The 26,624-nt window shown below is 69.8% G+C and carries 24 protein-coding genes and 2 pseudogenes; 8 read left to right on the top strand and 18 right to left on the bottom strand.

The features are described 5' to 3' along the window. Nucleotides 1-192: 192 nt before the first annotated feature. Nucleotides 193-1,527 (bottom strand): PQQ-binding-like beta-propeller repeat protein, encoded by a 1,335-nt coding sequence (locus OG594_RS22495; RefSeq protein WP_266601765.1) that lies wholly within the window; start codon nt 1,525-1,527, stop codon nt 193-195. A 470-nt stretch (nt 1,528-1,997) separates the two neighbouring features. Further along, nucleotides 1,998-2,429, bottom strand: a complete 432-nt coding sequence (locus OG594_RS22490; RefSeq protein WP_266601763.1) for a hypothetical protein — start codon at nt 2,427-2,429, stop codon at nt 1,998-2,000. A gap of 221 nt (nt 2,430-2,650) precedes the next feature. On the opposite strand from OG594_RS22490, the gene OG594_RS22485 reads away from it, so the two are divergent. From OG594_RS22485 to OG594_RS22470, 4 genes and pseudogenes are all read left to right on the top strand, one after another. Next, nucleotides 2,651-3,067: a hypothetical protein gene (locus tag OG594_RS22485; RefSeq protein WP_266601761.1), complete on the top strand. Its 417-nt coding sequence runs from the start codon at nt 2,651-2,653 to the stop codon at nt 3,065-3,067. A gap of 886 nt (nt 3,068-3,953) precedes the next feature. Further along, a pseudogene (locus tag OG594_RS22480) lies at nt 3,954-4,073 on the top strand (IS481 family transposase); the annotation flags it as partial. A gap of 153 nt (nt 4,074-4,226) precedes the next feature. Beyond that, nucleotides 4,227-4,949: a hypothetical protein gene (locus OG594_RS22475; protein ID WP_266601759.1), complete on the top strand. Its 723-nt coding sequence runs from the start codon at nt 4,227-4,229 to the stop codon at nt 4,947-4,949. 181 nt (nt 4,950-5,130) lie between these two features. After that, nucleotides 5,131-6,384 carry an FAD-dependent oxidoreductase gene (locus OG594_RS22470; RefSeq protein WP_266601757.1) on the top strand — a complete coding sequence of 418 codons (1,254 nt, stop codon included), beginning with the start codon at nt 5,131-5,133 and terminating at the stop codon, nt 6,382-6,384. Between the two features lie 206 nt (nt 6,385-6,590). Here OG594_RS22470 and OG594_RS22465 read toward each other — a convergent pair whose 3' ends face one another. Then, nucleotides 6,591-6,914, bottom strand: coding sequence for a hypothetical protein (locus OG594_RS22465; RefSeq protein ID WP_266601755.1), 324 nt, complete (start codon nt 6,912-6,914; stop codon nt 6,591-6,593). A 365-nt stretch (nt 6,915-7,279) separates the two neighbouring features. Here OG594_RS22465 and OG594_RS22460 point away from each other — a divergent pair, with 365 nt between their 5' ends. Further along, entirely contained in the window at nt 7,280-7,930 is a 651-nt protein-coding gene (locus tag OG594_RS22460) for a DUF4241 domain-containing protein (protein ID WP_266601753.1), read from the top strand. A gap of 802 nt (nt 7,931-8,732) precedes the next feature. After that, entirely contained in the window at nt 8,733-10,454 is a 1,722-nt protein-coding gene (locus OG594_RS22455; RefSeq protein ID WP_266601751.1) for an MFS transporter, read from the top strand. Here OG594_RS22455 and OG594_RS22450 read toward each other — a convergent pair whose 3' ends face one another. Next, the gene (locus OG594_RS22450) at nt 10,455-10,775 is read right to left on the bottom strand and encodes a hypothetical protein (RefSeq protein WP_266601749.1); all 321 of its coding nucleotides are present in this window, start codon (nt 10,773-10,775) and stop codon (nt 10,455-10,457) included. Between the two features lie 193 nt (nt 10,776-10,968). Next, the gene (locus OG594_RS22445) at nt 10,969-11,376 is read right to left on the bottom strand and encodes a hypothetical protein (protein WP_266601747.1); all 408 of its coding nucleotides are present in this window, start codon (nt 11,374-11,376) and stop codon (nt 10,969-10,971) included. A 738-nt stretch (nt 11,377-12,114) separates the two neighbouring features. On the opposite strand from OG594_RS22445, the gene OG594_RS22440 reads away from it, so the two are divergent. Continuing rightward, nucleotides 12,115-12,603 (top strand): DUF4279 domain-containing protein, encoded by a 489-nt coding sequence (locus tag OG594_RS22440; protein WP_266601745.1) that lies wholly within the window; start codon nt 12,115-12,117, stop codon nt 12,601-12,603. Nucleotides 12,604-12,873: 270 nt separating this feature from the next. Here OG594_RS22440 and OG594_RS22435 read toward each other — a convergent pair whose 3' ends face one another. Further along, nucleotides 12,874-13,506, bottom strand: coding sequence for an IS110 family transposase (locus tag OG594_RS22435; RefSeq protein ID WP_266601743.1), 633 nt, complete (start codon nt 13,504-13,506; stop codon nt 12,874-12,876). 220 nt (nt 13,507-13,726) lie between these two features. Between OG594_RS22435 and OG594_RS22430 the strand changes: the two genes are divergently transcribed. Next, a complete protein-coding gene (locus OG594_RS22430) occupies nt 13,727-13,933 on the top strand; it encodes a hypothetical protein (protein ID WP_266601741.1) in 207 nt (68 codons plus the stop codon). Nucleotides 13,934-14,079: 146 nt separating this feature from the next. Here OG594_RS22430 and OG594_RS22425 read toward each other — a convergent pair whose 3' ends face one another. From OG594_RS22425 to OG594_RS22370, 12 genes and pseudogenes are all read right to left on the bottom strand, one after another. Then, complete coding sequence (locus tag OG594_RS22425; RefSeq protein ID WP_266601739.1) at nt 14,080-14,988, bottom strand: hypothetical protein; 909 nt, start codon at nt 14,986-14,988, stop codon at nt 14,080-14,082. Nucleotides 14,989-15,209: 221 nt separating this feature from the next. Then, entirely contained in the window at nt 15,210-16,187 is a 978-nt protein-coding gene (locus OG594_RS22420) for a teichoic acid biosynthesis protein C (protein ID WP_266601737.1), read from the bottom strand. Between the two features lie 484 nt (nt 16,188-16,671). After that, nucleotides 16,672-16,974 carry a transcriptional regulator gene (locus OG594_RS22415; RefSeq protein ID WP_266601735.1) on the bottom strand — a complete coding sequence of 101 codons (303 nt, stop codon included), beginning with the start codon at nt 16,972-16,974 and terminating at the stop codon, nt 16,672-16,674. Then, entirely contained in the window at nt 16,974-17,426 is a 453-nt protein-coding gene (locus OG594_RS22410; protein WP_266601733.1) for a hypothetical protein, read from the bottom strand. The genes OG594_RS22415 and OG594_RS22410 overlap by 1 nt, the downstream gene beginning before the upstream one ends. A 132-nt stretch (nt 17,427-17,558) precedes the next feature. Continuing rightward, nucleotides 17,559-18,605 (bottom strand): MFS transporter, encoded by a 1,047-nt coding sequence (locus OG594_RS22405; RefSeq protein WP_266601731.1) that lies wholly within the window; start codon nt 18,603-18,605, stop codon nt 17,559-17,561. A 50-nt stretch (nt 18,606-18,655) separates the two neighbouring features. Beyond that, nucleotides 18,656-19,413: pseudogene (locus tag OG594_RS22400) on the bottom strand (GntR family transcriptional regulator). Nucleotides 19,414-19,677: 264 nt separating this feature from the next. Then, entirely contained in the window at nt 19,678-20,106 is a 429-nt protein-coding gene (locus OG594_RS22395; protein WP_266601729.1) for a DUF4259 domain-containing protein, read from the bottom strand. Nucleotides 20,107-20,172: 66 nt separating this feature from the next. Continuing rightward, nucleotides 20,173-20,727, bottom strand: coding sequence for an XRE family transcriptional regulator (locus OG594_RS22390; RefSeq protein WP_266601727.1), 555 nt, complete (start codon nt 20,725-20,727; stop codon nt 20,173-20,175). A gap of 100 nt (nt 20,728-20,827) precedes the next feature. After that, entirely contained in the window at nt 20,828-22,963 is a 2,136-nt protein-coding gene (locus OG594_RS22385; RefSeq protein WP_266601725.1) for a DNA-binding transcriptional regulator, read from the bottom strand. A 130-nt stretch (nt 22,964-23,093) separates the two neighbouring features. Continuing rightward, on the bottom strand, nt 23,094-23,750 hold the full coding sequence (locus tag OG594_RS22380; protein WP_266601723.1) for a hypothetical protein: 657 nt from the start codon (nt 23,748-23,750) through the stop codon (nt 23,094-23,096). A gap of 133 nt (nt 23,751-23,883) precedes the next feature. Continuing rightward, nucleotides 23,884-25,005 (bottom strand): HEAT repeat domain-containing protein, encoded by a 1,122-nt coding sequence (locus tag OG594_RS22375; RefSeq protein ID WP_266601721.1) that lies wholly within the window; start codon nt 25,003-25,005, stop codon nt 23,884-23,886. Nucleotides 25,006-25,940: 935 nt separating this feature from the next. Continuing rightward, nucleotides 25,941-26,621, bottom strand: a complete 681-nt coding sequence (locus tag OG594_RS22370; protein ID WP_266601719.1) for a DUF6308 family protein — start codon at nt 26,619-26,621, stop codon at nt 25,941-25,943. Between the last annotated feature and the right edge of the window lie 3 nt (nt 26,622-26,624).

Genomic DNA, 26,624 nt, shown 5'->3' with positions numbered 1-26,624 from the left:
GGCGGGCATCGCGGACAGCCAGTCGCGCCGCCCACCGTCCCGGTCGAACGGCTCGGAGCGGACGTCCCCGAGGCACGTGCAGTGGGTCCCGGGGAGCGCATCCACGGCCATGGCCGTCCTGAGCTGCGCCGACTCTGCCGGATCGGCGAGATCCCCTTGCCGGAGGTGCCCCTTTGAAGCGTCCGAGTGGGGTCACGAGGCTTCGTACGCCGTGAAGGGGGGTGGTGGGGGTACGTAGTCGCTCAGGTTGGCGCCGATGAGTAGGCCCTTGTACTCGAAGATCTTGTGTGCGGCAACGGTGTCGTGGAAGCTGCGGACGTCGCGCTCCTTGCCGGTGGCGGCGTCGAGGACGTGCAGTTCCTCGTGTGCGATCGCCGATGTCGCGCTGGTCCGGACGATCACCGTGACCTTGCCGTTCTGGAGGCTCAGGCCGATACCCGGGGAGTCGTCGAGGCCGGTCTTCCAGACCTGCTGGCCGGTGGCCAGGTCGAAGGCGACCGCGCGGTGGCGGGTGCCGCCCTTCTTGTAGTAGCCGGACAGGGCGTAGAGCCGGGTGCCATCCGTCGTCGTGCCGAGCGGTCTTTTGGCGTCGAGTGTGCCGTACGCGCCGTTGTAGTCGATGGGCGGATTGGGGCGGCCGTCCTTGTCGAAGGAGTGGAAGGCCCCGTGCTCGGAGTTCGAAGAGGTCGAGGCGGCCACGACCAGCGGGTCGGCCGAGAGGACGGAGGTGCCCGCGCTGTGGCTGACCGGCTCGCGATCGCCGAACGGGGTGGACCACAGCAGCGCGCCGGTGGACGGGTCGAAGGCGGCCGCATGCAGTTCGGCGCCTACGGGGGTGCCGTCGCTCCACGGTTTGTCGGGGTCGCCGCATGCCAGGAGCGCGGCGACGTGCCGTTGGGCCGGCGCGGCTTTGCCCGGAACGCAGTTCTTGGGAACGGCCGCCGTCCAGCGGGGCGCGCCGGTGCGTATGTCGACGGCACGTAGCCCCTGGTCGGCGAGCACGGCGAGACCGCCTCCCGCGGCCACCGGGTTGGGCTCGAAGCGGGGCTTGTCGTCGTCGGTGGGGATCGGGGCGCGCCACATCTCGCGGCCGTTCTTCAGGTCGATGGCGGCGACGGTGGTGCAGAGCTCGCGCTGGGACGAGGCGGGGCGGGTGTCGTCGTCGCGTGTGACGAGGAGAACGGAGCTGTCGACGTCGGCTTCGGCGAGACAGATCTCGGAGCGGCCGGGCGGCCGGTACTGCCAGGTCCGCTCGCCGGTACCGGCGTCGTAGCCGGTCACCGCGTCGGAGCGGCTCCGCACCAGGGTGTCGCCAGCCAGCCAGGCACCGTTGCCCTGCTTGGAGGCGTTGCCGTCCGCCGGGGTCTCCCAGGCGATGTCCATGGAGTCGCCCGGGAAGCGGCCCGTGATGGCCAGGCACCCGGCGGTGATAGAGCCGATCAGGGCCACGGCGGCGCCGCCCGCGACCAGCATGCGGCCGATCCCTCCTCTGCGGTGAGACACGTCGACGTCCGTACGCGTGGCCATGTTCGCTACCCCCTGGTGCGACGCCGCCGGCTGGCAGATGAGGCGTCGCGCGTTCCCCCGGCGGTGATGATCATAGGTATTCGGCCATCCGGGCAGAAGGGATGTCCATCTCTCGGTACGGGCGCTGGGACGATCTCACGACGACGGCATCCGGTGGGTGGGGCGGTGACCCGGCTTCGCAGGGCTCTCTCGGCGGGTGCGCCGGCCGGTCCTGGTCCGCTCTGTCTGCCGGTCCGATCGCCCGATCGCTCCCGCAACGGTGCGGCAGCTGGCGGTTGCCAGCACCACAGCCCCGGCCGGCGGGCTCAGGGGCAGGCCCGCGGTCCCTTACCGGGATCGGTCGGCCCATCAGCGGCACGCGACCAGCACGTCCCCGCCGTTACGGCGGCGCGGTGTCTGTCCGTCAACACCGCTACTTCCCGGTCCAGTTGATGTGATTCAGCTGCGGGGCGTCGGGCGCGGTGGCGTGATCAGTCGAGCGGCGTGCCCTTCCAGTTGCCGGGAGTGAGAGGGGTAGGCATCAGGCAGGCGAATGCTCCGTGCGCGAGCACCTGGAACACCAGCGGCTCGGCCACCGCGCTCGCGCTCGCAGCGGGCAGGGCGAAGAGCGCCATCGGGAAGGCAATGAGCCACCGGAAACGGACCAGATCCATCCGTGTGTGCGCCGCGGCTGCGCCGATGGCGAGTGCTACCGAAGGGATGCCAGTGAACGCCATCATGCCCAGGGCGATGCCCATGGTCTGCCCGAAGGGGTCGTCGCTCGGCGCGGTGAACGCGACGGCCACCCACGCGGCCATGTGCAGGCATATGTAGGTCAGGATGCACCGCACAGCTCTGGTTCCTGTTGACGGTGGCTCGTTGCGCTCAGTGGGCGTAGTCGGGTCGGCCTCGGCCGTACTCATCTGGTTTCCTCTCCTGCCAGGTATGGTCACCCGCAGCCGTTGCCGGTGTTGACGCCGTTTCCGTTGCTCCCGTACTCATGCCTGCTCTCACCCCAGAACGGTGCGGCGTCCATAGCCGTTTCACTGTCCATCCGGTCCTTGACCGCGCCCCTCGGTGACGGGTGAGGCGGGTTGCACGGCTTCTCTAGTCTGCTGTCAGCTGTGTGTCGGGGGGAGTTGACGTGGGGAACATCCTGCCCGTGGCCATCGGGGCTTGTCTCGGCCTCACGGGGGTCGTGTTCGGGTCTTGGTTCACTGCGCGGCGACAGGAGCGCATGCGGCTGCGCGAGCAGAAGCTGAAAGCCGGGGTCGGCTTCAACACAGCAGTGGCCCAGCTCATCGACTACCTTCGGGAAACACGGCTGAGCAACGATGACGCCGGGGCCAATGAACTGGTGGGCCGGATGCAGGAAGCCCGGTCAGCCCTCTACCTGCTGTGCGCCGACGAGACCGTCGATCTCGCCGACGCTCTCGCGCGCCGGGTGTGGAGTTCCCGGCCCAGCGAGGGCAGGGACGATCGCAGGGCTGAGCACGGGGAAACTGAGGATCTCCTACGCCGATTCCCCCATCAGCTCCGGCAAGAGATCGCCAGGACGTAGTCCCAGCGTGCCCCGACGTGGTTGCCCAGGTCCTGGCGGTCGGCGGGCAGCCGGGTGCTGAACGGCGCCCGCACCCGGACCGGCATCCGTCGGCACGTCGCCCGGTGCGGCTCGTGACGATGACCGGCTGAGCTCCGCCCCACCGCACCGCGTGCGGTGCCGGGGGGACGACAGCGACGGGGCGAGATCCCGCACGGGGGGCATGCGCCCTGATCTGAGGCCGGTTTCGGATGCCCGGGCAGCCGGACGGGTCGGCACGCGCTCGTGGTCCTCGCTAGCGGGCCCCCGCGGGCCCCCGCGATCCGTGCCGGCGCGGGCCTCGAGCAGGTCCAGCACGCCCGTCGCCGCCAGCGGCCGGAACTGACGCTCATGCTGAAGGTTCGTCCGGACGCCCGCCGAGGTTCCATGCTGGCCTCATGTGGCCCGGCAGCCCGGTGCGCTGACGGACCGCAAGCGAGGTACGGAGAGGGCATCACGAGTGTTTCTCCGCCCCCAGCTCAGCTCTTGCTCAACGAATCGATCTCCGTGTAGCGCGGGTGGCGGAGCGGCAACACGTTCGAGCCGCCAGGCCAACTGGATTGACTCTAGGTGGACTTGACCGGTCGGCTCACTGAGAAACATGCTCTGGGCGCCCTCGGCAACCCGGCCGCCCCCGGCAGCAACCTCAGCGAGGATTTTCCCGCTCTCTGTTCGGGCTCTCACCTCATCGCTCTCGACGCCCGCTCGGGCGAGCGCACAGGTCTGGGGCGCCCTCCCCCACTCGAGCTGACTCCGTCAGGCCGATCCGGACCAGCGGGTTCAGCGGCTCAGGCACCTGGCCGGCCTGGTTCGGGGGTGCTTGCTTACCGCCGCGTGCCGACGGGAACCGGTTCGCCCGCCGGGGCATCTGGACCGGGTTCAGAGGGCCCTCGCGGCCCACCGCAACGCCCCGCCGACCGAGACCGGACGACTGCGTCCGGCGCGGTGTGTCGTGGACGACGGCCGGCCTGGGCGGCGGGCCGCGGACGTCTCAGGGGGGGCGGCCGCACCACCGCTGCCCGCTACGGGATCTGCTCGCTAGTCGCCGGTTTCGGAATATTTGATTCCGGGGATGGTGTCCCCACATCACCGTAATTGTCCTGCATCATGACGGCGTCCGACACGACAGCTGAGGGAGACCATGGGTGGGAAGAAGGGCAGACGTCGGACGGCCACGTCGGCCGCTCTCGTCGGAGCGGCCGCCCTCGTCCTGGCGGCTCCGCCTTCGGTCGACGCCGAGCCCCGGACCGGAACCGCGCCGGTGTTCGCGACCGTGGCCGCGCGGCAGGACGCCCCTGTCACGCCGCCTCCGCCCCGACTCCCCCGCGACTTCCGCGGCAAGGGCAAGTGGATCGTCCGCGACCTGGACATCACGGTGCCGTTCACCTGGGAGGGCAAGGACGGCGACAGCCAGATGACCGCGGGAGGCCCGCAGTACCCGATCTGGTTCACCAACCTGATCTACCGCGACACGCTCTACACACTGACGTACAAGTGGCCCGGCTTGAACGAGCATCCCTGCTCACGCATCCCCGGCTTCAACCTGGAGGCGCTGAACCAGGGGTTCGAGGGCGCCCGGTTCGTCGGGCCGGAGACCCTGCGGCGCACCCCGCAGCGACACGTGAACCACTGGAGGGTGGGCGCGGTCTTCCCGAAGCTGCCTCCCGGGAAGTACCCGCGCCTGCCGCTCGCACTGGGCGACATCTACGTCGACGAGCACGACCGAGGCACCTTCTGGCAGGTGCTGCAGTTCGGCGTCCAGAACCTCTACGACCCCGAGCTGGACGAGTGGCTGGTCATGGACACCTTCGAGCACCGCCCCGGGACCGTGACGCTTCCCCAGCGGTGCGAGCCGCCCCGGTAGAGGAGACGGCGGCTCAGGCCAACAGCGCCGTCAGGGGCTCGGCAGCCGCGTCGCGCCGTAGCGCAGCAGCCAGCGAGATGCGGCGCGTCCGTCCTCGCTTCGCAGAAGCCGCGCGTAGCCTGGCGACAGCCACAGCCACAGCCACAGCCATCCGAGTCGGGCAAGAAGTGTGAGGGCGTTCATGGCCGAGGCGCAGCGCGACCGGCACGACGTGGTGGTCGTTGGTGCGGGAGCCGCTGGACTGGCATGCGCTGCGGACCTCGCTGCGGCCGGCCTGCGGGTGCGTCTGCTGGAGGCCGAGGACACGGCCGGCGGCCGTATCCGCACTGACCGGATCGCGGGCTTCACCATCGACCACGGTTTCCAGGTGTTCAACACCAGCTACCCACAGGTCAGGCGCCGCCTCGACCTGCCCGCTCTCTTCTTGCGGCCGTTCACGCCCGGTGTGCTGGTCCACGGGGACGGCGGGAGGCTTCGGGTCGCCGATCCCACGCGGCGCCCACGCGACGGCATCGGTCTCCTCACCGGCGGGCGGGTCAAGCCGCGCGACCTGCTCGCCTTCGGCGCCCTGTCGGCACACGCCATGCTCGCACCCGCCTCCCGCGTGCGGGCCCGGCCCGACGTCACCACCCGCACGGCCCTGGCCGACGCGGGCTTCTCCGAAGACTTCGTCGAAACGTTCTTCCGGCCCTTCCTGTCAGGGGTCTTTCTGGAGGACTCCCTGGAGACCTCCGCCCGCTTCTTCCACCTGGTCTGGCGCAGCATGCTGCGCGGCACGCTCTGCCTCCCCCGCGACGGCATCGGCGCCGTCCCGGCCCAACTAGCCGCCGGGCTGCCCGAGAGCGTGTTGCGCACCCTGTCGCCGGTCTCCGCGCTGACGCCGACGGGGGTGGCGTGCGGCGACGGTGAAGTGCGGGCACGGGCCGTCGTGGTCGCCACCGGAGCAGGCGCCGCGGCACGCCTGCTGCCCGGCCTCGAGCCGCCTGTGGGACGGACCGTGACGACCCTTTACCACGCGGTCGAACGCTCGCCCCTCCCGGAACCCACCCTGCTGGTCGACGCACGCCGCAGGTTCCTGAACACCTGCGTCCTGACCGAGGTCCAGCCCGGCTACTCCCGTGACGGCAGGAGTCTGGTGTCGACCTCCGTGCTCGGCGCCCCCTCCCCGGCAGAAGAGGCCGCCGTGCTCTCCGCTCTCGCCGAGGCGTACGGCGTGGACACGGGAACCTGGGAGCCGGTGCACCGCGTGACGGTGCGCAACGCCCTGCCTGCCATGCCCCCGCCGATGCCGCTCACCCGGACCACCCGCTTCGCACCGGGCCGTTATGTCTGCGGGGACCACCGTGCGACGGGCTCGCTCCAGGGGGCACTCGCCTCGGGGGCGAGGGCGGCCCGCGAGGTGCTCACCGACCTCAGGCCGGCGGGAGGTCCCTGACAGGCGCCACGCGTCGCCCGGTCCTGCCCTGGCGACAACTCCCGCGCCCCCTGCTCCCCACCGCCACGTCCCGTGGTGACACGGCACCACTGACACCGGCTGATACGGGCACACCGCACACCCCCGACCCGCTGGTGCCACGTACACCCGCACACAAGGGTCGGCTACCAGGCCCCTCCCAGCACGAGACGTCCTTGGGGGTCGTCTCATGTGGTGCCGGATGGGTTCCTCGATACCAGCACGGCGAGTTGGTGCAACCGCTGGCAGTACTGGGCTCCTGCAGGGTCGTTGATCTCCGGGATGACTCGTTCCAGGTCCTCGATGCAGCTTTGCACCAAGCGGCTGTTCTTCGAGTCGAGTGTGCCGCCGCCTTCCAGCCAACGAAGAACGCAGCCGGCGATGTCCAGGTCGAGCAGCCACACATGCGTCCCCTCGAACGTGACCCTTCGTAGGCTGTCGGGGAAAGGCTCTTGGCGGTGTTCATGCCAGAGACGCCCTGCGGTCTGCACCTGCTCAGCTGATTCGATCATTTGAACCGAACCATATTGCAGTAGCGGTTGCGCTGGTCCGTCGTTCGTCTTCGAGCAGCGGTGGCGGATGAGGGCTCCAGTGGTGCCTACGAACGCCAGGACACCGTCCGCTCCACGACCCATCGGTGGGCCGGGCCCACCGCTCAAGCCCCTGAGCACGTCCGGACCAACACGGCGATCTTGTTCTGGCTGAGCGCCGGCCCGCCCGGTGGACACCGGGTCGGACGCCCCCGGTGTCAGTGATGCCACGTAGGGTTCGGCGACGCCGGTGGTTGTTGGAGATGCGGGGGTGCGCGATGGCGTGGGTGGGGAATGCGCGACTGGCTGCGGGGCCGCAGGACGCAGGGTTCCTGGAGTCGGTCTTCGTGCCCGGCGCACGTCTTGGGGTGCGCGCCGACGACCCTGCGACCTTTGTCGAGGTGGTCGAGGTGGAGGAACTCACCACGATCCGCGTCCCCAGTGGTCGGTTGATCGTCGACTCTCCCTGGTCAGAGGAGCGTGGGCGCGAGATCGTGGCCCGCGTTCCGCCGGGCACGTACCGCGTCGAGGTGGCTTGGACGCAGGCGCCGTACGAGTTTGGCGGCACGTACTTCGACGGACGGGAATGCGCCGCCACCCGCCTGTGCGTCAGTGACGACCCGGTGGTCGTCTGGGAGGCGGGGGTAGGAGTGAACGACGACATCGGGGATGCGGACGTCGCGGCAGCCGGGTTCCACTCTGACAGCGAGGCCATGGGAGCCATCGCCGACGTCGAGGCCTGGGAGGCGCTGACAGCACCATTCCATCGCTTCCGACGGGCCGTGTCCTCGGGGGGAAGTGCGCCCGCCCCGGACCGAGACACCGAGGACCTTGGCGACGGCTGGTTCGAGAAGAGCAGCAACGAGGGGTTCAAGGCCGACCTCATCGCATTCGATGTCGCCGAGGGATGGGCTCCGGTCTGGATCGGGCGCACCCGGACCGGCGCCGTGGCCTCGGTCCTCGTGCCGGGCCAGATGGCCACCAGCGCCCTGGCCTGAGCGTCGAAGGCGTCCGGGCATTGCGGGTTCTGCCGCTCGGCGAACTGGACGGCCTGTTCCTGCTGACGTTCCGGGTCGCCCCTGATACCAGCAGCCAGTGATGCGACCGTTCGCCCCTTCGGGCTGGCCACGTCGACGGCCGAGTTCGTGGCTGGGCGCGTTCCCGCTGATCGGGGTTGATCGACGGTCTGGGGGCGCTCGTTCGATCCGGGCCTTGCCGCGGGTCGGGCGGCGCCCGCTCTCTCCAGCGGTCCTGCCGGTCGTCGCCGGAGCCGGGTACTCGTGAAGGCCGACGGGCCGATCGGCGGTGGGTGCCGTTGGGTCGGCCTTGTGGTGCTCCCCGCAGATCGCTCCGGGCGCCGGGCCTCCCCCGCGCGCCACATCGGCACGGGGCTCGCGCCCACCGCGACGGTCCGGGCGAGCCCGTCCTGCGCGTCCTGGCCGCTGAAAGCTGAAGGCTGAAGGCTGGAAACTGGAAACTGGCCAGCCTCCAGCGGGCGCCGTCCGGCAACTCCAGGACGCATTGCGCGGGAGGTGACTACGTCCGCGCCGACCGGTCGTCTTCCATGCGCCGCACGAGGCGCGTGCAGCCCGCGCCGGCATCGCCTCCCGCCACAACTGCGGTCAGCTCCCGCAGTCTTGTCGGAAGATCACAACTTCCGTAGTGAGCGGTCGGCTGCGGGTTACGCTCCCGACTCCGGGTTCCTCGGCACCTGCGCCATCTGGGCAACCACGCGGAACACCCGGGCCTGCCGTGAGTTCGCCGTCCGCCCGCGGTTGCTCTCGGTGCAAAGCAACCACCATGTCCACGACCTCGCACGGATCGGCCGGCATCTGGAGGACGCCGCCGTGGTCCTGCCGCCGTATCACACCCCCGCACCGCGCCCCGCTCACCGGCCGTTGGCACGACGACCGTGGCCGCAGCACCTTCGGCCACCGCTGCGTCCGCGCGACGACGATGGCCCCCTGGTCCAAGCCCTGCCCCCGCCCCGCACCCCCTCTGATGGAAAGCCCTGCCCCGTTGACCCTGGCCGAACACCCGACCGCTGCCCCGCCGCTCGCCACGTACGGGGCCGTACTGGGCAGCCGACACGTTGTCCGCTTGCTCGGCGGCACCCTGATCGGGCGCCTGCCCAACTCCATGGTTCCCGTGGGACTCGTCCTGTGGATCACCGGCAGCGGGGGGTCGCTGGCCTTCGCCGGAATGCTCGCCGCCCTCTACGGGCTGGCGTCCGGGCTGTCCCAGCCCGTCAAGGGCAGGCTGATGGACCGCTACGGTCAAACCCGTGTGTCGGCAACGGCGGTGCTGCTCAACGCCTGCTGCCTGTCAGCGCTCCCCTTGATCCGGGCGTGCGGGCCCCCCGCGGCGGTGACCGCGGTGGTCGGGCTCGCAGGTCTGGTCACACCGCCGCTGGAGGCAGGGCTTCGGGCCCTCTGGCCGACAGTCCTGCCTGACTTCGGGCGGCGCCGAGTCGTCCAAGCCCTCGACACCGGCTCGCAGGGGCTCCTCTACATCGCTGGCCCCCTGCTCGCCTCGTGGCTGGCGACCGCGCACGGGCCCGACACCGCCTTGGCCGCGACCGCCGCCCTCGCCCTGGTGGGCACGGCGGTCGTGCTGACCTCCGCACCCTCGCAGACCTGGCGTCCTATCGCCGGAGTGACCGAAAGAGGACGGCTGATGAACGCCGGCCTGGTCCTGCTGTTCACCGCGCTGGCAGGAACGGGGTTCGCGTTCGGAGCGATGAACGTGTGGGCCGCAAGCCTGGCCGGCACCCACGGGCAGGCAATGCTCTGCGGACTGCTACCCGCCGTGTTCTCCACCGGCAGCTTCGTGGGCAGCCTGATCTACGCCCGCCGGGCGTGGCCCGGCACGACCAAATCCCAACTCATCGCCACCAGCGCCCTGTTCCTCCTCGGCTGGGCACCGCTGCTGGCCCAGCCCGGACCCCGCACGGCCTTCGTCCTCACGGCGATCCCCGGGCTGTTCTTCACCTTGATCATCACCAACGGCTACCACACCGTGGACGCTCTCGCCTCCGCCTCCCGCACCACCGAGTCGTACTCCTGGCTGATCCTGTCGGTCGGCACCGGTCAGGCGGCCGGCACCGCGCTCGCCGCATCCCTCGCCGCTCACCCCGATGTTCTCGCCGCGCTCCCCGCCGGCGGCGCCGCCACCGCGCTGACCATCCTCGTCCTCGCCCGCCGCAAGCTCGGCCCGGACCGTCGCCTCGGCCGCCACCGGCGTCCCCGAGAACAAGGCCAACTTCGCCGAACGCCGTCACCGACTCGATGGAAAGCGGCGGCCACGCGCTCGCTGCTCTGGGCGTCGACCGGCTCTGAAAGGGCGCTACGCGCCCTGGCCGGTCACGCTCGAGGGACTCGACGTCGCCACAGGCGAGCGTCGCAGAGCGCACGACGGCTGCGCGAGTTCCCATCCAGCATGGGACAGTTCGTGGCGGCGTACCACCACTCCATGACCCGCAGCGCACGATCACTGCGGCGACAGGACCCGGTTCGCGAGTGATCAGCTGACCTCATCGTCGAGTTCCTGCCCGTAGTGCCAGTGCCACCGCCCCCAGGGAACGTCCCAGGTGGGAGCCTCGACGCCGGGGCGGGGGATGACGGGCAATGGCCCGGGGGCCGTTTCGATGAGGTGGATCAGCGTCCAGCCGACGCCGTAGCAGTCGTCCGGTCCGAAGCAGGCAGCCAGTGCGTGGGCTTCCTCAGTGGTGACGGGTTTGGTGATGGCGTCGAGTTGCAGCACCCTTCTGTCGATCTCTTCTTCAGTGGAGTCCCAGTCGGGCAGCGGGCCGTCGGCGACGAAGATCTGGACTTCGGTTCTCATGCACGGATGATCAGCTGCCGATGCGGGGCGGGGCAAACGGGGTGACGCTCATGGTGCTGGTGCTCTGCGTCGGGCACAGACGTGTGGCCGAGCACGCTGGTCGGCCCGCCGGAGCGAGTCTGGGCTCGGCGGGCCCGGGCGTGGCTGTCGCGCGACAGCCGGCACGGCAAGACCGCCACCCGCGGTACGTCGGTCAGCCGGAGTCGTACCAGTGGGTGAAGGGGCGGTTCGGGCAGGATCGGCATGCGAAGACGTACACCGCGCCCCCGCCGCCCATGTCGAGCCCGGTGGGGTCGAGAGGGACGGCCCGGCGGCCCTCTTCGTCCCGGTCCTCCGCCGGGAGCCACGCGCGCCATGAGGCACTGTCACCCTCGTTGCTGGCCACGGTGAGCAGGTGATCCATCGGTCGGCCGCATTGCTGGCAGTCGGTGTCGCCGGGTGCGGTGAACCAGGACGGGTACCCGCCGAGTTTCGTGCCCGGCGCCTCGGCGAGGTGGGTGGCGTACGAGAGGAGCGGGGCCGCTTCCTCCAGCCGGTGGAAGTCCTCCTGCCACCTTTCGGTCAGGTCTTCCGGTAGGTCCCATGACGGATACTCCGTCACCCGCTCGGGATGGACCACGCACGGCGCCGGTAGGTGCCAGTCGTCAGCCTCGGGGTCGGCGGCCGGTGTCGGGAGGACGGCCTGGATCGGATCCGGAGTCGCGCCAGAGGACCACGGGCCATGGTGAAGCCGGGGAGTCGTGATTGAACGGGCACCACAGGACTTGCAGAACATCCCTACCGAGGGGGAAGGGCACCACGCCGGACGGCACGTCCGCGTGGAAGACCTGCACGACCGGCACCATCGGCACCAGTGTGCTGCTCGGCATGCCCATACCGAGGTCCTGGTGCGGCCTCGTGCACGCCGGCCACGGCTCGTCCTTCGGCCACAGCAGGGGCCCGCCCACGGAACTCTGCCTGCTCGACGGTGTGCCGCGCCTCAGGTGGAGACGGATGGCGTCCCGAGCCCACGCTGCTAGGCCGGGTACGAGTCCCACCACGTCGACCGGGCGTGTGGGTGTCCGCCGCATCGCTCCACTTGTTGCGGAACGCGAGTCCATCGCCTGCTCATTCACAGGGCGAACCCTGTCAGACACCTCTGACAACGCCACGTAGGCCCCGATCGGGCGCCCCTTCGACGCCTCGCGTCCCGTGGGCCGGCCAACTCGGCTCGGCGTAGCCGGAATTGCCAGGGGCGAACATCAGCGTTCACGGGGGCTTCCCAAGGGAGAGGTCAACGTCGGAACTCACTCACAGTCACGCGAGTGGGGGGTGAAGGGTGAACGCGTATTCTCCGGGGATGCCTCTCCACCAGTACGTCTACTTCGCTCTGTCCAGCCGCCGCATTACCGCGCAGGAGATAACTGATGTGCTGGGTATCGAGCCTGATGAGACGAAAGTGGTCAACCCGCGCCTTCTCCCTCTTGACCCGGCGAATCCGTTCTGTCAGGTCTGGAAGGTCGTGTGCAGGGAACCGGGACTGTGCGTAGACGAACAGATCGCGCACGTCCTGGGCCGTCTCCGGCCACAGACCGACCGCATAGCCGAGCTCATGAAGCAATACAACAGTGCAGACGACGAAGAAGAGCCGGGCCTCGACGCCCGGCTGGAGGTCGTGCGCTACTTCAACGACGACGAGCGGCAGGACGAGGCCGGGCAGCCTCAGGATAGGGAGCACAACCTCTTCGGCTGGGCGCTCGACCGCGAAGCAATCGCTTTTCTTGCCGCTACCGGCGCGTTTCTGGACGTCGATGAGTACGACATGACCCCTTCCCCGCTGTCGGCCTGAGCGCCGACGAGGATTTGGGATCCATGGAAAACGTCAGAGAACGGCGAATGTGCCCGCCTACTCCTTTCGCTCTCGGATCGGGGCCTAGAGGACGTGGAGAAGACGCGCTGGAGGCCGCGGTGGTAGTGGCGGGGGTTGGTCGGTCCGGGGTCGCGGGGAAGGCGAGGTCACTGCCCACGCTGGCGGGGAACTCGGCGCCGAGGAACGGTCCGATGCCGGGCACGCTCGTGATGATCTCGGCGAGGTCGTGGGCGCGGAAGCGGTCCTCGATCAGCGGTCGACCTCCGCGACCTTCTCGTGCAACACCCGCACGTCGGCAGCGAGGGGCCGCACCAGCTGGGCGATGACCGCCTCGCCGGGTACCGCGGTGTCCTGCTGTTCGGCAGCCTCGACCGCCGTCGCTGCGAGCTCCGCCGGGGTGCGGACGCCGCGAGCGCGGAGCCAGCGGGCCAGTCGGGCGGAAAGCACGCCGGTCAGCATAGAGCGCGGGCGGTTGATGGCCCGGGGCCGGTCACGGACGAGGTCCGTGCGGCGGCTGGTGAGGACCTTCAGCTCGATGGTGGCTTCGTCGGTGGGCCGCATCGGCTTGAGATCGCGGCGGATGCGGGCCTGGTCTGCGATCACGAGGCCGTCGCGGGCGTCGGTCTTACCCTCGCCGCGGTATCCGTCGCTGGCTCGGTTCACGACCTGGCCGGGAATGTAGAGGAGGTCCTGGTCGTGGCCCGTGAACAGGGCCAGGAGGAGTGCGGGCTCGCCGCCGGCCATGTCGACGGCCCAGGTGACGTGATCCCTCAGGGCAAGGACGTCTTTGGTGCCGTCCTGGTCGATGGCGACGCAGTGGTGGTGGGTCTGGCGGCCGGGCCGTCGTGTCGCACATGCGTTTCCTTTTGGATGTGAGACCACCGTTCCGCTTCCCCGAGGACCTGATCGCACTCGAAAGGGCATGGCAGCAAATCCAGCAGATCCAGCAGACCCATACCGGGCTCGCGCAGGCCCCGCTGGCGGGCCGGCGGCGTCGAGCTGCGGGCCCCGTGTGGAGCGCCCATGCTGAATAGGAGGGCGCCCTCGTCCTAAGGCTTGTCCCTCCCGCAGGCCGAAGGGAGGCGCCTGAGAGGAGGACGTCATGCGGATGCGAAGAATCCTGGGCCTCGCCCTGGCCGCGGCGACCCTTGCCGGCGCGAGCGCCGTCGGTGCGGTCAGCGCTGAGGCCGCGTCGTCTCCGAACATCACCCGGGACGAGTGCACGGCTGCGGGCGGGCAGATCACGGCACGGCCCTACGCCAACGAAACCTGCGCGCTGCCTGACGGAACCACGCAGCCGATCACATGATCGGTCCCCGGTGCCGGGCCGCACTCCCCCGCCGGGTCCCGGCCTGCTGATCCGGCGTCACCCGATCCATCCGGGGCCCTGCCCCGGGGCGGAACGTGCCCGGCGGGCGAGGGTGTTCTGTGGGCTGCCCGGTCCCGGACGACTCCTCACAGGTCATCGTCGTCCACGATCCGGACGATGACGCGCGCGGGCTCACGGGCGGTGTGCTCAGGGGCGACATAGGGGAGGTCGTAAATGGCGTCGGCTATCCAGCGGGGCCTGCGCGCGGGCGGCTCGCCCGCCTCACCCACGGGGATGCTGCCGTAGAAGCTGATCTCCATCTCACGGAGCAGGGATCCCCCTTCCTCCAGGACCTCGACGACCAGTCCGGGCAGTCTCACCTCGAAGGGGCACACGTCCTCGAGCGTCGAGTCCTGGTCGCGCCAGTCGTGCTCGGCAAGGTGGACGGCGAGCAACTCCTCGGGAGCGCCACATTCGGCGCTGCCGGCGAGGTGCACGCGCAGCCGGCTGTCCCACGGGTCGTGCAGGACATTGGCGCTGCTCGTGGTGACCGTGAGCCGTACTGCGCTGGTCTGTGTCGATTCGTCGATCACCTCGATCGGGAGCACCGTGTGCTTCTCGGGCGCGAGGTCGAAGTCGGACTCGATCTCCTCCACGTCGAGGGCGGTGATCCGCAAGGTGATCTCCTCGGGCGCGAGGGGGCTCTCGCGCTCCCACGAGCTGCTCGTCTCGGAGATGCGCCAGGGCCGCTCGGACACCTTCGGCACGGTCTCCATCACGAGCCGCTTGTACTGGGGTGGGGTGGGCGAGCCCGTGCGGCCGATTTCGAGCAGGAGGGCGGGGGCGTAGTCACCGCGGCCGAAGCGATCGGACCAGTCCTCCCCCCGGAACCGGGCGGTTGCGGAGAGCGCGATCTCCTGGTGGTGCTCCCACTCCCCGTAGGTCGTGGTGATCAGGCGCGCCTCGATCTCGTCGATCCGCCAGCCCAGGTGGGACAACGACCGCTCGTCGACGTCCAGGTCCAGCCTCTGCACCGTCTTGTCGTCGTCGCCCACCGTTGTGCCTGCCCTCCCCGCGGAGCCCGCGTTCCATGAGCCGGGTCGGGCCCGGCAGAGGGACAATAGCGCCCGGTCAGGGCGCCGCGTCGAGGGGGCTCGTACGGCGTCAGGTGCGGCGGCGGCGATTCGGACGGTTGCCGGGCGTCGGGGAACTCTGGCCCGGGGTCGGTGCCCGGCGGCGGACGGCGGGGGCCGCGGGGCCGCCGGGCGGACATGGATCAGACCAGCGCGTTCTTGTAGAAGATGCTGGAGCGTCGGTGGTCTTCCACGCCGGTGGCGAAGCCGATGAAGAGTCGGGCCTCGCCGGCGTCGGTGCGGTAGATCGCCAGGCCCTCGGGCTCGCGGTGGTGGAGGGTGGAGCCGGCCTTGGTGAGGACGGGACCCTGCGTCACGGTGCCCGTGTTGATGTCGATGGTGGTGATGTGGGTGTTGCCGTCGCCGGTGGGGGTGCCGTCGCCGGGGTACGCGTCACCCGTCAGGTAGTACATGTACGAGCCGTAGAGGGTGTAGCCCTGTGGGGTGCCGGAGATCGTCGGCTGCTTGAAGTCGACCAGCGGGGAGCCGAAGTTGCGCGTCTCGAAGGCGGAGAGGGGGTACACGGCGATGCGCTTGCCGGCGCTGGTGTGGTAGCGAACGATCATGCGCCGGTAGACCGGGTCGACGGAGCAGGTGTACTCGGTGGCTCCGGAGATCGGCCGGTAGGCGGCCGCGGCAGCCGGCGAGGCCAGGGTGGCGTTGGCGGTGTAACGGATGGGGGCGAGCGCGGTGCCGTACCCGTTGGTGTTCGCGTCGCACTCGATCCACAGCTCGGTGCCGGAACCGCTCGGCAGCGCGGCGAAGGCGACGCCGTGGCCGAAGCCGTTGAGGTGCATGTACGAGAGGTAGTTCCCGTCGAAGTCCATCTTGTTGATGCACAGGTCGCCGTCGGACTCGTCGCTTCCGCTCCGCTTGGTTGCCACGAACAGGAACTTGTTCACCCAGTCGAAGGCGAAGCTCTGCTGGACGCGTGCACCGTGCGTGTCCTTGGACCGGAACAGGTCGTACGACGGCTCCGTGAGATCGAACCGCTTGGTCACGGTCACGTCAGCCGAAGCGGTCTGAGCGCCGGCGCCGAGCCCGAGCGCGGCGAGCAAGGCGCCGACACTGGCGCGTATGAGGCCGCGGCGGGAGAGGGAGAAGTCAGGGGTGTGGTTCATGGGGGCTCCGACTACATGGGGGGGGAAGCCACGATGTTAACCGTCGCAGGGGTGGTGCGATCTGCCAGGTCCCGATGGGTAGTTGGGCGTCTGGTTACCGGGGGGCGGCACATCCTGCTGACTGTCTGGCGGCCTCGCGGACACCGCCGCTCCGCGGCATTTGCGTGAGCGGCCGTAGCGGTTGTACCGGCTGCGGTGCAGCCCCGGTGGCTCACGGCGGCGCATCGGGCTCATCGATGAGGTCGTAGCGCGGTGCGGTAGGGGCGAGGGTGCCGGCATGCCGCGCGGACCAGCTGACGGCCGAGGAGGTCGCCGGGCCAGCAGCGCTCGCCGTCACCGAGTGGGCCTATCGACCGCTGGGCGAGCGCGACTTCCTCAAGGCCGTCCACGGCCCACGAACTCGCGGGCCGTCCGGGCCGTCCGGGCCGCCCTGGCCGTCCGGGCGCGTCGGTCTTGTCCGCGTCGCCAGGTGCGACCCTTCCGGCTACTCCGGGATGTTGCGCGCTGCCGCCACGATCCGCGCCAGCGCCGAGGCGTGCCGCTGGAATGCCTGGCGCCCGTGCGGGGTGAGGCGGAGGTGGGTCTGCCGTCCCGTGCGGTTCCGTGTTTTTCGGACCTCGACGTACCCGGCGTCTGCCAACGCGGCGGCCTGCTTGGACAGCGCCGAGTCGCTGGTGCCCACCGCATCCCGGACGAATCCGAACTCCACCCAGTCGGCCGGAGCCAGGAGCGCGACCACCGAGAGTCGCGCCGGGACGTGCAGGAACTCGTCGAAGTCCGGATCCATCAGGCGTGGCCGTTCCTGCGGATGATGGTCTCGACGACCGGGCGCAGCACGTATGAGGCGACCATGACGGTCAGGGCGGTGACGGCTGCGGCGATGGTGTGTCGTGCCGGCAGGCCGAGGAAGTGGGCGGCGATGGCCACCGTCCAGAAGAGCGCGAGAAGGAGCACTCCTATGGCCGCGTAGAACAGCGCCTCCGAGCCGGCGGTCTTCCGGCGGACGGGGGCCCTGCGTTGGTGCACGAAGAGTCCTCCCAGGGTCAGGGCGTTCCCGGCCAGGATCGCGGCGGCCTTCCAGGGGCTCGGGAGATCGAAGGACGAGCACACGGCGAACAGGCCCAGCGCCGAAATGATCAGGTAGGGGCGGGAGTGGGCGTGGCGCACGTATGCGTCGAGCGTCTGCTCCTGACGGTGATGTATGGCGTTGAGGGCGGTCTGGGCGTCGTAAGCGGTCATGGTTGGCGTTCCTGGTCATCGATCTTCCATGTACTTTCTCGTGAGGAAAGTACCACCTTCTTTCCGGAGAGGAAAGAAGGTGGCGGCGGCGGCCCTGCTGAGCGGGTCGAGGAGGCCGATGGGGCTTGTGCCTCAGCGTGCGAACTCGGGGGCCTTGCCCGTGGGTAGTGTTCGAAGCGTTCGAAGCGGTGACAGGAAGTTCGGAAGGACGCTCAGCGTCATACCGGCTGCACCGATCCACAGGGTGGCTGTCGCCCCGAACACAGAGCCCGAGGCCCCGCCCAAAAGCCCGCCCAGGGGGATGCCGCCGCAGGCGACGAACCGGGCCGTTGCGCCCGTCCGGGCCAGGAGTCGATCTGGCGTCAGGGCCTGCTGGACGCTCGATTGAGCCACCACACGAACGACCCCGCCCAGCGAAAGGGCCGCGAGTCCGAGCGCAGCCACGTACACGCTCCAACCCGTGCGCGCGACCGGCATGAGGACGGTCAACGGACAGGTGGCGAGTGGCGCGAGCCAGATGACCGGACCGTGCCCGACCCGCTTCGAGGCCCTGGTTGCCAACAGTGCACCCAGCAAGGCACCGCAACCCATTCCCGACAGAACGAGGCCGATGCCGGAGGGGCGGAGTCCTATCTCCCGCTCCAGAAAGACCAGCAACATGGTTTGATACATGACCAGGAAGAGGTTGAATATCGCATCCCCCAACACGGTTGCACGCAGGACGGGATGCTTGACGAGGAACTTCAGCCCCTCCTTGATTTCTCGACCCAATTGAGGGCTCTCACTCGGCTCCGGCTTCTGTTCGCGTTTCCGGATGGTGAGCGCGAGCAACCCCGACATGGCCATCCCCGCCGAACTCATCAACAGCGTTGCAGGGGGTCCTGCCAGGCCGACCAGTGGCCCGGCCAACGCCGGCCCGCTGATACTGGCCGCCGAGCGCATTGCCGACAGCTTCGAGTTTCCTTCCACGAGGTTGCCGCGCCCGACCAGGAGCGATCCTGCCGTGGTCACCGCGGTCAGTGCTCCGACCTGGAGCGCGTCGGTGTGCAATGCCGCGATGGCAACCAGCGGCAGGGCCAGGAAGATGATGCGGTCGCCCAGTTGACCGAGCGCAGTGGCGGCGAATAATCGTCCGAAGTCCCGATCGTGCAAGAGGTCGATCCGGGAGGGTGTTGACATTCCAGTGCCCTACTGTCGAATGTGTGACGTCTCTCCGATGCCTTCAACGGCTACGGGCGGTCGACTCCGAATTCGTAGACCACTTCGCGACGCGCGTCCGGAATGACCATGTCGGCCGTTTCGACCGGACGTCCGTCCGTGTCGAAGATGGTCCGCTCGATCTGGAGCACGAGGTCCCCCACGCTGATCCCCAGGAGATTCGCCTGCACTTGGGTGGCACGGGCCGGGCGTGGCACTTCGACCACGGTGGAGATGACCACGCCGATGGAGCGCATGCGCTCAACCACTCCCTTCCCGCCAGGGGGCCCATCTCGGGCAGCACGATCGGTGTTCCGTCCGTGATGGCCATCGGCTCCCAGGATGCGGAAAGCTGGACGGGTTGCCCGTCGGCGAGGAACTCGTAGTGCGTGTTGACGCAAAGGTTCCCTGGGCTGATGGCAAGCCGCTCGGCGATTGCCTCGGGGGCGGGGACGCGCACCTGGCTGTGTGCATCCCAGGCGTCGGCCCTGCCCCGCTCCTTCCTGTCCGGCCAGGGGCGGGAGCCGTCCCTGCGTTCGTGGTGTCGCGAGCGGACCAACCGGAGGCGCTCTCGCGGCATGCGGACGTAGGTGCCCGATCCGGCACGTCCTTCGAGGAGGCCGTCGGTGATCAAACGGTCCATGGCCCTCTGCATGACGTTGCGTCCGACCCCGTACTCGATGGCGAGTCGCCTCCGGGACGGCAGGCGCTCCCCGATCTCCCACTCCCCCGCGAGAATCCGTGCGCGCAGCACGTCGGCCACTGCGAGGTACGGCGCCTCTCGGGGCATGGGCGATCCTCCGGTTGTCCTGCACGGCGCGGCAGCTGGTCGTTCCCAGGGGGTGTTTGGCAAGCTACTGCACCCGGTGAAAGCTGCTGGAGTAGCAATACGCTCGGCGCTCGTACGCCTTTGGAACAACACTTGAGGCTGCCAGGGCTCGGGCAGGCAGGGCCGTCGGCAGTACCGTCATGACTCGGGTCTGGCTCAGATTCTGGACCAGGTTCTGGATCAGGTTCCGTGAAGCAGTCACGCCGGGTACCGAGTTGAACGTCGTCAGCCGAGCGCACGGAGGATGGACCGCACTCCTCGGCTCCATTGGTCCGCCTCGTTGGTGTCCACCCAGCCGCTCGCCAACTCGGACCCCTCTTCGAGGACTCGGTGCAGTGCTTCGCTCGCGAGGCCGCGCAGTGCGTCCGGCACGCCCGGAAGTGGTTCGTCCGGCCTGTCGTCGGGGTCGATCACAAGGTCACTGCCTGGAATCTGAGCGGCTACCAGGGCGGCGGCAGCTACCGCCTCGGCGCCGTCTCCGCCATCGACACGAGGACCGGAATCGGCGACTCGTCGGAGTGCCTCCTCAAGCGCACTGACGAGCCGTTGCGGAGGGAGCCCGCGGAGCCGATCGGTGAAGTCACCTGCGATATCGCTGTCGAACGGTCCGGTCCCCCACGTGCCCATCATCTTCTCCTGACCGTTGCTGATCACGGTTGCCCCAGCATGCCAGGGGCCGGAGACGCGTGACGGCGACCGGTCCTGCCCCCGCGGCGGGGGTCAGAAGGAGACGTCGAAGTAGTCGATGTCGGTGAACTCGACCCGGAGCTGTTCGGCTCGGGTTCCGCCGTCCTTGAAGTAGATCTCCTGGAGTCCCTCGGCAACGATCGCCCGCAGCGCGCGGTCGTCGGCTCCCTGGGCGCGGGCGTCGAAGAGGCGCTGGGCGTAGGCGGCGGGGAGGTGGACGGTGAGGCGGCGCACCCGGCCGTCGTCGGTGGTGCCTACGGGTGCGGTGTAGCCGAACCGGGCCCGCGTCTCGACCGTGATCCCGGTGCTGGCTGCCGCCTGCTTGCGGCGGCGGCCGCGCACCACGGGCTGCCAGCGGGCGCGTACAGCTGTGTCGATGCGGTCCGCGACGCGCTGGGGCGGGGTCTTGCGGTCGCCCTTGCGGTAGCGCTCCACCGACCGCTGGCTGACCCCGAGCTCCGCGGCGACGGCCTTGGTCGACTTCAGCTGTCTGACCAGGAAGTTGATCCTGCCCTTCAAGGTCTTGGGCGGGGCTTTGGTGAAGGCCTCCTGGTCGGCGCGAACGATGGCGTCATCGATCTCTCCCACAGCGGTTCAGCTCCTTAACAGGGGTCCAGGTCATGCAGCTTGAGCGGTCTGTCGGGCGTGGACTGTGGCGACGCCGTTGCTGGAGGTCACGGGCCCGGTCCTATTCGCCGTCGTCGAGGACGGCGTCGCCGCCCTTGATGTGGCGGGCGGGGTTGAGGCCCTTCTCCATCAGGTCGACCGCCCAGGACATTTCCTGGACGCCTTCGAGTTTGGCCAGGCCGGGGGTGGGGCCGAGGCGGAAGCCGCCCATGATCGGCTTGCCCGAGGCGGCGTACGGGAGGAAGTCCAGCGGCGAGGGGCCGGGCGAGGGGTAGACGACGCAGTCGGAGAGGACCGCAAGGGGGTACAGGCCGGTCAGCTTCACCATGTTGCCCAGCTTGCGGTGCATGTTGACGCGGGCCTTGGAGATGACGGCGGCGCGGATGTCGGGTCGCCAGGTCGGGCGTTGCATGGCGGGCCACGGATCGCCGTCGCGGTAGGTACGGCCCTGGGGGCGTTCGCGGAGCTTGCCGATGCCGCCCTTGACCGTGGCCTTGATCGCCGAGAGGACGGCGGCCATGGCCCGGTCGGTCTGCTGGTGGACCTCCATCGCGGCGAGGTATTCGGCGTCGGTGAGATCGGCGGTGACGCCGAGGTCGGCGAGGGTGTCCACGTACGCGGTCTTGAGGCGGTCGTGCCACGGGTCCAGATAGGCGCCGGTCTCCCGGCGCAGGTAGGCCTCGATGGGGTGGACGTCGTGGCCGAGTTCCTTGGCGTAGGCGAGGGTGTGGGTCTGGTACCAGGCAGGTCCCGTCGGCCGGGTGCCGTCCGGGGTGAACGGGGAGGGCAGGCGGGGGTCGAGCTCGATGTGGGAGAGGTCGGCCAGCCAGGAGCCGGGGATCTTCTTGTTGAACACCGGCCGGTGGAAGTGGTCGGGGGCGGACAGGCCCACCATCAGGCGGGCGGACGCGGCGAGGAAGGCGGTGTTCAGGTCCAGCCCGACCGCGTACGGCAGCAGGCACTCGGTGTCGCAGAGCAGGGCGGGGTCGCGGACCCACTGGTAGGCCTCCTCGTTCAGGAAACCCCCGCTCCAGCCCGACCGGACGACGACGGGGTGTTCGGCGAGGGCCTCCGGCGGGGCCGGGTCCACCGGCTCCGACCCGAGGCTGCCGGGGTTGTAGCCCGACACCCAGGTCCCGTTCTCCTGCACGGCGCGCGTGGGCGGACGCAGCGCGGTCATCAGTTCCAGCCCGGACACAGCGGTGGAACCGCGCGGGGTGATGACCCGCTGCGCGTAGACGCCGAGGACCCGGGCGATGTCGGCGGGGTCCATGGCGGCGACGCCGGGCCAGGCCCGGGCATCGAGGGCGTCCCAGGACAGGACCGCGAGCTGCACGCACTGCCGTGCGCTGCCTTCGGCCTTGCGGTAGACGCGCGCCCACGGGCCGAAACCGCGCTGCGTGAGCTGCCACTTCGCCGCGCCGATCTGCTTCACGACCGGGTGGTCCTCCGCCAGGCGCAGCGAGCGGCGCTCCTCGCGGCCCTCCAGGCGTTCCGGGAGTCCGAGCTTCACGGCGGCGGAGGCGGTGAGCACGATCAGTGGGTCGGAGTCCTTGCCGTTGCGGTTCAGGCGCGGGGCGCCGAGTCCGGACTCCTTCAACGTCCACTCCACCAACTCCGTGATGGTGGTGGCGGGGCAGTCCAGCACGATCCCGTCGATGCCGTACGCGCTGCCGTCACCGTCGAGGACGCCGAGCGGGCCGTGGGGGAAACGGGGATCGGTGGGGGTGGCGGAGGCACGGCTGGTGGGGGCAGTGGTGGCGGGCCTGGTGGCCTTCTTCGTGGCGGGGCGCCGCGAGGTGACCTCCGGACGGACCGCGGACTCGGCAACGTCAGGACGGGTGGGCGCGGCTGACGGGGCGGACGATACCGGAGCGGCGGCCGGTACGGGGGCGGCGGCCGGTACGGGCCCCGCGGACGGTGTCGCGGGCACCGGCGTGCTCGGGCTGGCGGGGTGCTGGGCGGCCCAGCCGTCCAGCAGCCGCTGATATGCCTGACGGCGCGGTGGCCTCGGTTCGGACCGGCCCGCTTCCCAGTTCTTCACCGACTGGGTCGTCGACTGCAGGACCTGGGCGAGTCGGGCCTGCGTGATGCCGGCCGCTTCGCGCAGCCGGGCCCGCTCCGCCGGCGGAGGCATCTCGGGCTCACCCGTCAGCAGGGCATCCACGGCCGCGAACAGTTCATCCTCGGTTGGCATACACCGAAAATAGCATCCCTTAACCCTGGATTCCCGCTCTCATTATCCTTGAAATTAACCTCGCGCGGTTGTTCGGTTCACACCCGCCGAGAGCGGGCACGAGACCGGAGCCGGTGATGAACGCGCAGCCCTACCGCAGGACCGGCCGGTTGGCGGCCTCGTACTCGTCCGAGACGGTGAAGACGCTGGCACATCTCGGACACTCGGCCTTGCCGAAGAGATGGGCGATTCCGTCGGCGAGTACCCCCTGCCCGTCACGGACGGCGGTCTCGCGCATCCATCGGCCGACGCCCGAGAGCTCCTCGACCGCCGCCGGCCGTAGATCACGCCGATCCACGTCGCCCAGGTTCCAGTCCCGAACCGCCGAGTAGCGCCCGTAGTCACCGATGGCGATGATCACCTCCACCGCGCAGTGAGGGCAGGCCAGGTCGAAGAAGTCGTCCGTGAAGTCTCCCAGGACGCTGGCCCAGTGGTATTGCTCCTCGACCGCGAGCAGCGCGCGGAAGGTCACCAGGTAGTCGACCGGCCGCGACTGCAAGTGCCGGTCCAGGAGTGCGCCGAACTCGGCGATCGCCCGGGCACCGTCAGCCAAGAGCTCGTCACCGCCGTGGTGCCCTGCCGCGCGCTCCATGACTTCTCCGGCCAGGTGTCGGGCTTCCGCGCTCCCCGACGCGAGGAGCATCAGCCGGGGCAAGGCGGCGATGCCTGCGAGGGATACGAGATCACGCTCCAGGACCAGCCGCTGTCCCAGCTCCGTCCACGCTGCGGCATCGTTCGTACGTTCCACTCGATCCAGGAGCTCGGGAACGCGATCGACCTCAGATCGCCAGTCGTACATCTGTGCCCAGTTGACCATCTCGGCATTGAACCCTCCCGCGGGCTTCGAGTCGACCCGAACCGATCAGGCGACGGCCGTGTGATCAGAGCACGGCCCGGATGGCGTCGCGCTGCTCCGGCAGGCCGGCCTCCCTGAGCCAGCGGATCTTGTTGCCCATGTTGCCCCAGCATTCTTCATTGGCGGTGACGGCTTGCAGGAGCTCCCGTTGCGCCACCGTCAGCGGCTGGCCGGGGCCATGGCCGTTGGGGAACGCTTTGACGAGCAGCGGGCCCCAGTCGCAGTCGACGGTGTAGTCGCTGGCGAGCGGTATCAGGGCCGCTGCCGCCGGAGCCAGGTCCTCGAAGGCGTCGACGCGGTCGAGGACGGCCTTCAGGAGGGTGAAGCGGAACCATCCGTCGACCTGAGGGAGGGGGTCGGGAAACCACTGGTCTACCTCGGCCGGGTTCTGCAGGGCTTCGAGCAGGACGGCGGTGGCGCGGGTCAGGTGCGCGCATCCGGGGGCCAGAGCGGCGCACGCCCGCACGGCCGGATCAGGGTCGTTGAGGAAGCCGGTGGTGTCCTGGCCCCAGGCGCCCATCGCCAGGAGCGCGGACGCGCGTTCTCGGCGGCTGCCGTCTGCTTCGAGAACGCTCCGCAGGCGTTGGGCGGCGCGGGGGACGAACTCCGCGAGGTCCGGTGCCTTCAGAAGCAGGGTGACCGTTGCGAGGGCGGCCTCTCGGGTGTCCGGATGCGGATCGTCGAGGATCGGTTCGACCGCATCGTAGAGCTCGGGTCGAATGCTCCGGCACGCGCGGATCGCTTCGAGCTCGTCATCGAGCTCGCCGTCGCCGTCGCCGTCGTGCTCATCCCCGTACTCATCCCCGTACTCGCCCTCGCCGCCCGGAGCCTCGCCGTAGGAGGCAGAGTCGACGATCTGGCCGAGCCAGTCGAGCAGTGCGGCCCGCAGGGGCCGGGTCCGGTCGTCCCAGGGGAAGAAGCTCTCGTGCTCGGCGAACGTCTGGGGGTGCGTCAGGATCGCTGCCACGAACCGTGCGGCCGGCAGGGTGGAGCTGTACAGGGACCCCTGATGCAGCACGGACATGTCGAGCATTCCCAGCGCCTCGGCCTGCACCTCGGGATCCTCGTCCAGGAGTTGGCACAAGTACGACGGAGTGTCCTCAGCGCTCCCGTACGCATGCTGCAAGGCGTCCCATGCGGTTGCCACGAGTAGCTCTCTGGCCGCCGGAGGCAGCCCGGCCCGGAGGGGGGTGCCACGTTCCTCGTCTCGATTCGTCACGTGCCCACCCTGCCGGACAGCACTGACAACCCGCTGGCGTCGGGTGTCAGGCCCACAGGTCGTCCGAGAGGTCGTCCCAGGGATCGACGACACCCGGTTTCGCACCGTCAGCATCTGGGCGAGGGTGCAGGGCCAGGCGAGCGCGGCGGACACGGGGACCTCTGGGGGCCGTGCGGGTTCGGTCCAGGGGGTACGGGCCCATGGGGCGACGCGGAGGTCGGCGTTCGGGGCGGCGAGTTCGGCCACGGCCAGGACGAGGCTGGCGCGGACCGCGGGGTTCTGCTCGGTCGCCAGCCGGGTACGGAGGGTCCGTGGCGTAGCCGCTGCAGTCGCACGACCAGCTCTGCTCGGCCACTCGGAGCAAGGTCGTGCGCGTTCCGAATCCCCCGTGCTACTGTCGTGCCACCGCGTTGGCGACCCGGATCGTGCTCGACCGGTGGTGCGCTGCCGGGTCGGCAGCGACGCGAGCTGTTCCAGGGCCGACTCGGACGCGTCGGTGTCCGTGGCACGCAGCCGGGTCAGCAGCTCGGGCACATCGTCACCCGGGCCGCCGTGGGCCTGATGGGAGCGGCCGAAGGACACCTCGTGGACGCGGAGCCCGTCCTTGACGTCGTGCGGCATCCCCGCGATCACCGTGCGCACGTCGAGGGCGGTCGCGGTCCCCTCGTACAGCTCGAATCCGTGTATGCGGACCTGTTCGTGATCGAACACGAGGTGTTCGGACGCCATGCTTGCTCCCCCGTCGCGCTGTTGGCTGGACCCCGTGGCCCCCGTCTACCACGGGTGCGGACACCACCTGACGCCCTAACGGGTGCTCGGGAGCGCCCGCGTCCGGTTGGATGCATCCGGGGGGCGTAGCCGGGTCAGCGGGGGCAGGCGTGGCCCTCCGCCCGGTGACCCATCCACACCACCACGTCGCACACCCGCAGCGCACTGACCGTCTCCGCCACCCCCGCCGCTGTGCGCAGCTCGAGCAACTGGTGGTGCAGGGCGTGGTCGTCCGCGCGCAGTGCGGCATGCAGCGCGAGCCAGTACGAGGGGTGCGGGCGCCCCAGAGCGCAGCGCACGACCTTGTCGTAGACCGGCAGCAGTTGCGGACGCTTCCGGGCGAGGAGTTTGCCCGCGATCACCCAGCCGACATCGGTCTGGTCGAGGAGGGCGTTCCAGGCCTGGTCCGCCGGTGAGCCGTGGGACAGGACGGTGGCTGCGGCATCGGCCATGTCGATGCCGCGGGGAACGGCCCGTAGCAGATCGGACAGCCGCGCTCCGAGAGGGCCTTCCAGGATGTCCAGTGCGACGGGCGCCGGAACGGTCACCGACAGGGTGTGCACTGCGACGAGGTCCTCCGCGGTGATCCGGTCGGCGATGTCCGGGCGGTCTCCCCCACCCGCGAGGTGCTCGAACCGTCTGCCGGTGTACGTAGGTGTGCCGGAGGGCTGGCCGATCCCGAAGTAGCACTGGAGGTCCGTGCGGGCCCGGGGGTTGGTGACGAAGGCGTGCAGTCGTTCTGTGAAGGGCTCTATGAGAGTGGCCGAAGGAGGCATGCG

The sequence above is a fragment of the Streptomyces sp. NBC_01214 genome (assembly GCF_026340975.1).
GTDB lineage: Bacteria > Actinomycetota > Actinomycetes > Streptomycetales > Streptomycetaceae > Streptomyces.
This window is presented reverse-complemented; position numbering and strand designations above follow the sequence as displayed.

Coding starts and splice junctions, on each gene's coding strand:
- OG594_RS22405 (WP_266601731.1), bottom strand. CDS start 18,605: ATGTCAACACCCTCCCGGATCGACCTCTTGCACGATCGGGACTTCGGA.
- OG594_RS22370 (WP_266601719.1), bottom strand. CDS start 26,621: ATGCCTCCTTCGGCCACTCTCATAGAGCCCTTCACAGAACGACTGCAC.
- OG594_RS22465 (WP_266601755.1), bottom strand. CDS start 6,914: ATGATCGAATCAGCTGAGCAGGTGCAGACCGCAGGGCGTCTCTGGCAT.
- OG594_RS22410 (WP_266601733.1), bottom strand. CDS start 17,426: ATGACCGCTTACGACGCCCAGACCGCCCTCAACGCCATACATCACCGT.
- OG594_RS22420 (WP_266601737.1), bottom strand. CDS start 16,187: ATGAACCACACCCCTGACTTCTCCCTCTCCCGCCGCGGCCTCATACGC.
- OG594_RS22430 (WP_266601741.1), top strand. CDS start 13,727: ATGCGGATGCGAAGAATCCTGGGCCTCGCCCTGGCCGCGGCGACCCTT.
- OG594_RS22490 (WP_266601763.1), bottom strand. CDS start 2,429: ATGAGTACGGCCGAGGCCGACCCGACTACGCCCACTGAGCGCAACGAG.
- OG594_RS22415 (WP_266601735.1), bottom strand. CDS start 16,974: ATGGATCCGGACTTCGACGAGTTCCTGCACGTCCCGGCGCGACTCTCG.
- OG594_RS22440 (WP_266601745.1), top strand. CDS start 12,115: ATGCCTCTCCACCAGTACGTCTACTTCGCTCTGTCCAGCCGCCGCATT.
- OG594_RS22475 (WP_266601759.1), top strand. CDS start 4,227: ATGGGTGGGAAGAAGGGCAGACGTCGGACGGCCACGTCGGCCGCTCTC.
- OG594_RS22450 (WP_266601749.1), bottom strand. CDS start 10,775: ATGAGAACCGAAGTCCAGATCTTCGTCGCCGACGGCCCGCTGCCCGAC.
- OG594_RS22495 (WP_266601765.1), bottom strand. CDS start 1,527: ATGGCCACGCGTACGGACGTCGACGTGTCTCACCGCAGAGGAGGGATC.
- OG594_RS22385 (WP_266601725.1), bottom strand. CDS start 22,963: ATGCCAACCGAGGATGAACTGTTCGCGGCCGTGGATGCCCTGCTGACG.
- OG594_RS22470 (WP_266601757.1), top strand. CDS start 5,131: ATGGCCGAGGCGCAGCGCGACCGGCACGACGTGGTGGTCGTTGGTGCG.
- OG594_RS22455 (WP_266601751.1), top strand. CDS start 8,733: ATGTCCACGACCTCGCACGGATCGGCCGGCATCTGGAGGACGCCGCCG.